General features: G+C 72.3%; 7 protein-coding genes, 1 tRNA gene and 1 pseudogene. 4 read left to right on the top strand and 5 right to left on the bottom strand.

The annotated features are described in order from the left end of the window. Positions 1 to 220, bottom strand: a pseudogene (locus B2P18_RS07740) (UDP-glucose 6-dehydrogenase); the annotation flags it as partial. Between the two features lie 230 nt (positions 221 to 450). Here B2P18_RS07740 and B2P18_RS07735 point away from each other — a divergent pair. The 3 genes from B2P18_RS07735 to B2P18_RS07725 are packed head-to-tail and all read left to right on the top strand — an operon-like array spanning position 451 to position 2,215. Beyond that, positions 451 to 957, top strand: coding sequence for a holo-ACP synthase (locus B2P18_RS07735; protein WP_029211333.1), 507 nt, complete (start codon positions 451 to 453; stop codon positions 955 to 957). Beyond that, a complete protein-coding gene (locus B2P18_RS07730) occupies positions 954 to 1,202 on the top strand; it encodes an acyl carrier protein (RefSeq protein WP_019285461.1) in 249 nt (82 codons plus the stop codon). The genes B2P18_RS07735 and B2P18_RS07730 overlap by 4 nt, the downstream gene beginning before the upstream one ends. Next, complete coding sequence (locus B2P18_RS07725) at positions 1,202 to 2,215, top strand: hypothetical protein (RefSeq protein WP_029211332.1); 1,014 nt, start codon at positions 1,202 to 1,204, stop codon at positions 2,213 to 2,215. Before B2P18_RS07730 ends, B2P18_RS07725 begins: the two co-directional genes overlap by 1 nt. A gap of 70 nt (positions 2,216 to 2,285) precedes the next feature. Here the strand turns inward: B2P18_RS07725 and B2P18_RS07720 are convergent, their stop codons facing one another. The 4 genes from B2P18_RS07720 to B2P18_RS07705 form a co-directional block, all read right to left on the bottom strand. Continuing rightward, positions 2,286 to 3,278, bottom strand: coding sequence for a ribose-phosphate diphosphokinase (locus B2P18_RS07720; RefSeq protein ID WP_019285459.1), 993 nt, complete (start codon positions 3,276 to 3,278; stop codon positions 2,286 to 2,288). Then, positions 3,275 to 4,741: a bifunctional UDP-N-acetylglucosamine diphosphorylase/glucosamine-1-phosphate N-acetyltransferase GlmU gene (glmU, locus tag B2P18_RS07715; protein WP_286957859.1), complete on the bottom strand. Its 1,467-nt coding sequence runs from the start codon at positions 4,739 to 4,741 to the stop codon at positions 3,275 to 3,277. Before glmU ends, B2P18_RS07720 begins: the two co-directional genes overlap by 4 nt. 131 nt (positions 4,742 to 4,872) lie before the next feature. Then, positions 4,873 to 4,951: transfer RNA gene (locus B2P18_RS07710), tRNA-Gln, on the bottom strand. 25 nt (positions 4,952 to 4,976) lie between these two features. Further along, complete coding sequence (locus B2P18_RS07705) at positions 4,977 to 5,462, bottom strand: HNH endonuclease signature motif containing protein (protein ID WP_286957857.1); 486 nt, start codon at positions 5,460 to 5,462, stop codon at positions 4,977 to 4,979. A gap of 33 nt (positions 5,463 to 5,495) precedes the next feature. On the opposite strand from B2P18_RS07705, the gene B2P18_RS07700 reads away from it, so the two are divergent. Further along, positions 5,496 to 5,731: hypothetical protein (locus B2P18_RS07700; protein WP_286957856.1), on the top strand; the 236-nt coding region annotated here is incomplete at its 3' end.

Below are 5,731 nucleotides of genomic sequence, written 5' to 3'. Positions count from 1 at the left end.
CCCGCGCCCCCGCCACGTCCCCCATCTCCGTCGTGAAGCGCAACCGCCCCCCGTCCACCCCCCGACGCAACAGCTCCGCGAACCCCGGCTCGTAGAACGGCGCCTCACCCCTCGACAACCGGGCCACCCGCTCGACGTCCACGTCGACCCCCACCACCTCGTGCCCCAGCTCAGCCATGCTGGCCGCGTGCACCGCACCGAGATATCCACATCCGATCACCGAGAGCTTCACGGGCCCGAAGATAGGCGCTCGGCAAGCCGAACGGGGCGTCGCGCGGTCGACGAGTCGCCGAACGCCCTGTGAACGTTCGGCCACCCGCCTCGTGCGGGGCCCTCGAGTTCTGGCCAACCGCCCCCCACGCCGGGGGGCCACCACCTAGGATCGGGCTGTTGACCGGCAGGAACGCCGCCGGGGGAAGCCGACGAGCAAGGGGCACGGACGGGGTGGACATGAGCGAGGGCTGCGTCGCCGAGCGTCCGTCGACGCGGGGCGCACAGGTCGCTGCCGTGGGCGTGGACACCGCCGACGTCGGCGAGGTCGGCCGATCCCTGGACGCGTACGCCGACCGCTACCGCGACTTCCTCCTCTCCCCCCGCGAGCGGGCCGAGCAGGCGGGCCTGACCGGCCGCGCGCTCGTCCTCGACACCGCCCGGCGCTGGGCGGCCAAGGAGGCCGTCACCAAGGTGCTCGGCCCCAGCGACGCGGACCCCTGGCCGTGGCGACACATCGAGGTGGTCGGCGACGCCCGACGACCGACTGTCCGGCTGCACGGGCGCCCGCGCGAGCTGGCCGACCGGCTCGAGATCCACGAGCTCGTGGTCGAGGCGCCCGTCGAGGCGCCCGACCTCCCCCGTCGCAGCACCTACCTGACCGACACCATCACCGTCACCGCGGTGGGGCTGCGCCCCGCCCGCACCGCAGACCAGCCGACACCACCGCAGGAAGGGACACCATGAGCACCGACACCATCGAGGCCGTCCGCACCGTCGTCGCCGCGCACGCCGGCCTGGAGCGCGACGCCTCCGAGCTGGCGCCCGACGACGACCTGTTCGACGCCGGCATGACCTCGCACCGCAGCGTCAACCTCATGATGGCGCTCGAGGACGACCTGGACGTCGAGTTCCCCGACGACCTCCTGACCCGCGAGACCTTCACCTCGCTGCGCTCCATCAGCGACGTCGTCGAGCGGATACGCGGCTGATGAGCCTCGTGGGGGTGCAGCCGGGGGGCCGGCACGTCGAGCTCGAGCAGGACGCGACGAAGCACGTCGTGCCGGAGCCGACCACGCCGGAGCCGACCACGCCGGCGCAGCTCGCGCCGGAGCACGTCGAGTTCCGTCGGGCCCTGGTCGAGGCGGGCCACCTGCTCCCCCTGCGGCAGCAGGGCACGTGGGGCCGGGGCGCGGACCTGGAGCGCGTCGTGCTCGGCTTCGTCGGGCGGCTGGACGCGATGTACTCCGACCGGCCGCAGACGGCCTACCACTTCGGGCCGCTCATGCCGCAGGGATGCTTCCAGCTCACCGGCTACGTCAGCTCCCAGCCCCACCTCGTCGGCAGCGTCGACATCTTTCGCGGCGGGGACTCCGAGCACCGCGAGCTGCTGGCCGAGTGCGAGGCGGGCGAGGACTGGACCCACCGGCTCGAGCCCGCCGGCCTGATGCTCGGCTCGGCCGCGTGCCACCCCCTGTATGCCGCGCTGGCGGGTCAGCAGGTCAGCGGTTCCTACCTGATCTACGGCCACGCGTTCCGCCACGAGCCGTCCGACGATCCCTTCCGCTCGATCACCTTCCGCCAGAAGGAGTCCGTGCACGTCGGGACGCACGAGGACTGCGCCGAGCACCGCGACCACTACTTCGGCCGGGCCCGTGACCTGCTCACCTCCCTCGGCCTCGAGGTGGAGGGCGAGGTCGCCAACGACCCCTTCTTCGGTCGCGCCGGCCGGCTGATGGCCCGCGGCCAGCGCGCCGCCGAGCTCAAGCGCGAGCTGTCGGTCCAGGCCTACGGACCCGGGCACCCCCGCACCGCGCTCGCCTCGGCCAACCTGCACGGCCCCCACTTCGCCCAGGCCTTCGACATCACCCTGCCCGACGGGTCGCCGGCCGAGACGGCGTGCATGGGCTTCGGCGTGGAGCGGGTCGCCCTGGCGCTGCTGCGCGCCCACGGCCTGGACGTGCGCGAGTGGCCCGCCGAGGTGCGCCGGGAGCTCGCGCTCTGACCGTATGACGCCCGCACGCCGCCTCGGGGTGACCCCGTGAGGCGGCGTGCGTCCGGCATACGGCCGGTCGTCAGTGAGCGCGCTCCGACGCGTGGTCGAAGAGCGAGGTGACCGACCCGTCCTCGAACACCTCACGGATCGCGTCGCCGATCAGCGGGGCGATCGACAGCTCCGTCAGCTTGTCGAAGCGCTTCTCCTCGGGGATGGGCAGGGTGTTGGTCAGGACGACCTCCCGCGCCACGGACGCCTTGAGCCGCTCGACGGCGGGGTCGGACAGGATGCCGTGGGTCGCGACGATGACCACGCCGCTCGCGCCCGCCGCCATGATGGCGTCGGCGGCCTGGCAGATCGTGCCGCCGGAGTCGATCATGTCGTCGACCAGGATGCACATGCGGCCCTCGACGTCACCGACCACGCGGTTGGCGACGGACTGGTTGGCCTTGTGGGGGTCGCGGGTCTTGTGGATGAACGCCAGCGGGGTGCCGCCGAGGCGGTTGGCCCACTTCTCGGCGACCTTGATCCGCCCGGCGTCCGGGGACACCACGCACAGGTTGTGGTGGTGGTACTTGTCGTAGACGTACTCCGACAGGATCGGGATGGCCTGCAGGTGGTCGACCGGCCCGTCGAAGAAGCCGGAGATCTGCTCGGTGTGCAGGTCGACCGCGATGAGCCGGTCCGCGCCCGCGGTCTTGAACAGGTCGGCCATGAGCCGGGCCGAGATGGGCTCGCGACCGAGGTGCTTCTTGTCCTGGCGGGCGTAGCCGTAGAAGGGCATGACCGTCGTGATGCGCTTGGCGCTGGCCCGCTTGAGCGCGTCGATCATGATGAGGTTCTCCATGATCCACTCGTTGATCGGGGCCGTGTGGCTCTGGATCACGAAGGCGTCGGAGCCGCGGACGGACTCCTGGAAGCGCACGTAGATCTCGGAGTTGGCGAAGGTGCGGAAGTCGGTCGGGACCACCTGGGTCTCGAGCTGGTAGGCCACCTCCTCGGCGAGCGCGGGGTGCGCCCGGCCGCTGAAGATCATGAGGTTCTTCTCGTTGGTGCGCTTCACACCGGTCATCGGGTGGTGCCCTCCTGCTTGCTGTCGTCGCCCTGCTGGGCCGTGGCGGCGGCTGCTGCCTCGGCGGCCTTGGTGCCCGGGCGCCGCTTGGCGATGTAGCCCGGGATGTTGCGCTGACGGCCACGCGCGACGGCCAGGTCGCCGGCGCCGACCGGCTGGTTGATGGCGGAGCCCGCCGCGACGAAGGCGCCGTCACCGATCTCGGCCGGGGCCACGAGCACCGAGTTGGAGCCGATGAAGACGTGCTTGCCGAGGGTGCTGCGGTGCTTCTGCTCGCCGTCGTAGTTGGCGAAGATCGTGCCGGCGCCGACGTTGGTGCCCTCCCCGATCGTCGCGTCGCCGCAGTAGGTCAGGTGCGGGACCTTGGCGCCGTCGCCGATCTGGGCGTTCTTGGTCTCGACGAAGCCGCCGACCTTGGCCTTGACGCCGAGCGTCGTGCCGGGGCGCAGGTAGGAGAACGGACCGACGGTGGCCTGCGGGCCGATCTCGGCCAGGAGGGTCTGGGACCGGATGACGCTCGCGCCGTCCCCCACCTGCGTGTCCTGGAGCGTGGTGTCGGGACCGATCTCCGCGTCGGTGCCGATCGTGGTGGCGCCGAGCAGCTGGGTGCCCGGGCGGATGGTGGTGTCGCGGCCGATCGAGACGTCCGCGTCGATCCACGTGGTGGCCGGGTCGACGACGGTGACGCCCTCGCGCATCCACCGCTCGACGATGCGGCGGTTGAGCTCCTTGCCGAGCGTGGCGAGCTGGACGCGGTCGTTGACGCCCTCGGTCTGCCACAGGTCGTCGACGACGTGGGCGCCGACCGTGAGGCCCTGACCCTTGGCGATGGCCAGGACGTCGGTGAGGTACTTCTCGCCCTGGGCGTTGTCGGTGCCCACCTGGGCGAGGGCGCTGCGCAGCACCTGGGCATCGAAGGCGTAGAGACCCGAGTTGATCTCGGTGATCTCCCGCTGCTGCGGCGTCGCGTCCTTCTGCTCCACGATGGCGGCGACCGAGCCGTCGGCGTCGCGCACGATGCGGCCGTAGCCCGTGGGGTCCGTGAGGTGCGCGGTGACGACCGTGACGGCGCTGCCGGTGGCGTCGTGCTGCTCCAGCAGGGCCGTGAGGGTGACCGACTCGAGCAGCGGCACGTCGCCATACGTCACGACCACGGTGCCGGACAGGTCGCCCGGCAGCTGCTCGAGGCCGCACTCCACGGCCCGGCCCGTGCCCTTGACCTCGTCCTGGTCGGCGATCACCGCGTCGGGGGCGATCTCGGCGACGTGCGCCGCCACCCGCTCCCGCTCGTGACGCACCACGACCGCCAGGTGCAGCGGCTCGACGCCCTCGGCCGCCCTGATCGCGTGGCCCACGAGGCTGCGGCCTCCGATGGTGTGCAGCACCTTGGGGGTGGCGGACTTCATCCGGGTGCCCTCGCCTGCGGCGAGGACGATGACGGCGGCAGGACGAACTGCGGTCACTGGGGGTCTCCAGCCTGGCGGGGACAGGGCTCGTGCGCGCTGACGGCGCACGCCGTGAACTCTACCGGTCCACCAGGTGACGGCCGTCGGGTGCGCGCGTCCGTGGACGTCGCCGTCTCACGCGCGCCGGGCTCCCCGGGTAGGAATCGAACCTACGTCGCTTGTCCTGATTCAAAGTCAGGCGGGCCCTGCCAGCAGACCAACCGGGGAACGTCGCCTGAGCGACCGCCCAAGCCTAGTCGACCGGGTCGGCGGGTCGGCGCGGGTGGCTGCCGACGGGTCCCCAGATGGAGGGGATCAGGGGTGGGGGCGTGGTGGTGTGCTGACTGCCGTCGGGGTAGCGGTAGGTGATCGCTGGTGGCGGGTCCCAGCCGGTGTCGTCTGGCCGGTGCTGGAGGCCGTGTGCGGTGTGGCCGGCCGCTTCGCGGGCGTAGTTGTGGGCCTCGCACACCCCGACGCCGTTGCTCGCGCTGGTGGGCCCGCCGTCCCGCCACGCCTGGACGTGGTCGACGTGACGGATGGGCGAGTCGCAGCCCGGGGCCCGGCAGGTCCCGTCGCGCCACACGATCAACCGGCGCAACGCGCCGTCGAAGGTGCGACCTCGCGCATCCAGGGCGACCAGCTGCCCGGTGTCGGGGTGGGTGTACAAGCGGCGCAGGAACACGTCCGCCGCCCGCGCCAGCACGGCCGGGTCGTCCCCGTCGACCCCCTCACCCGGCACGTACCCCGGCGAAGTGTCACCGTCTCTGAGGACGTGCCCATCCCCATCACCACAGCCGTTCTCGGGGTGGCGGCCGTGGTGGCGTTCGTCCTGTCCGCGCAGCAGCCGGCGGGCCACGGGGGCGGGGACCGGGCCGTAGCCGGGCAGCCACGCCGCGGTGTCCCCGGTCCCGAACGCTGCACCAGCAGGTCCGCGCGCAGCTGCGACACGCTGCGGGCGTCCCCGGCCGCCTTCGCGGCCTGCGCACCCCGACCCAACGACGCCAGGCA

Origin of the sequence: Arsenicicoccus sp. UBA2120, assembly GCF_002330965.1 — a bacterium.
GTDB lineage: Bacteria > Actinomycetota > Actinomycetes > Actinomycetales > Dermatophilaceae > Arsenicicoccus > Arsenicicoccus bolidensis.
Note: the sequence above shows the minus strand (reverse complement) of the source record. Positions and strands in the feature narration are given on the sequence as shown.

What these genes read in the sequence shown, in the direction of transcription:
- B2P18_RS07735 (WP_029211333.1), top strand. Translation starts at nt 451, where the DNA reads ATGAGCGAGGGCTGCGTCGCCGAGCGTCCGTCGACGCGGGGCGCACAG.
- B2P18_RS07730 (WP_019285461.1), top strand. Translation starts at nt 954, where the DNA reads ATGAGCACCGACACCATCGAGGCCGTCCGCACCGTCGTCGCCGCGCAC.
- B2P18_RS07725 (WP_029211332.1), top strand. Translation starts at nt 1,202, where the DNA reads ATGAGCCTCGTGGGGGTGCAGCCGGGGGGCCGGCACGTCGAGCTCGAG.
- B2P18_RS07720 (WP_019285459.1), bottom strand. Translation starts at nt 3,278, where the DNA reads ATGACCGGTGTGAAGCGCACCAACGAGAAGAACCTCATGATCTTCAGC.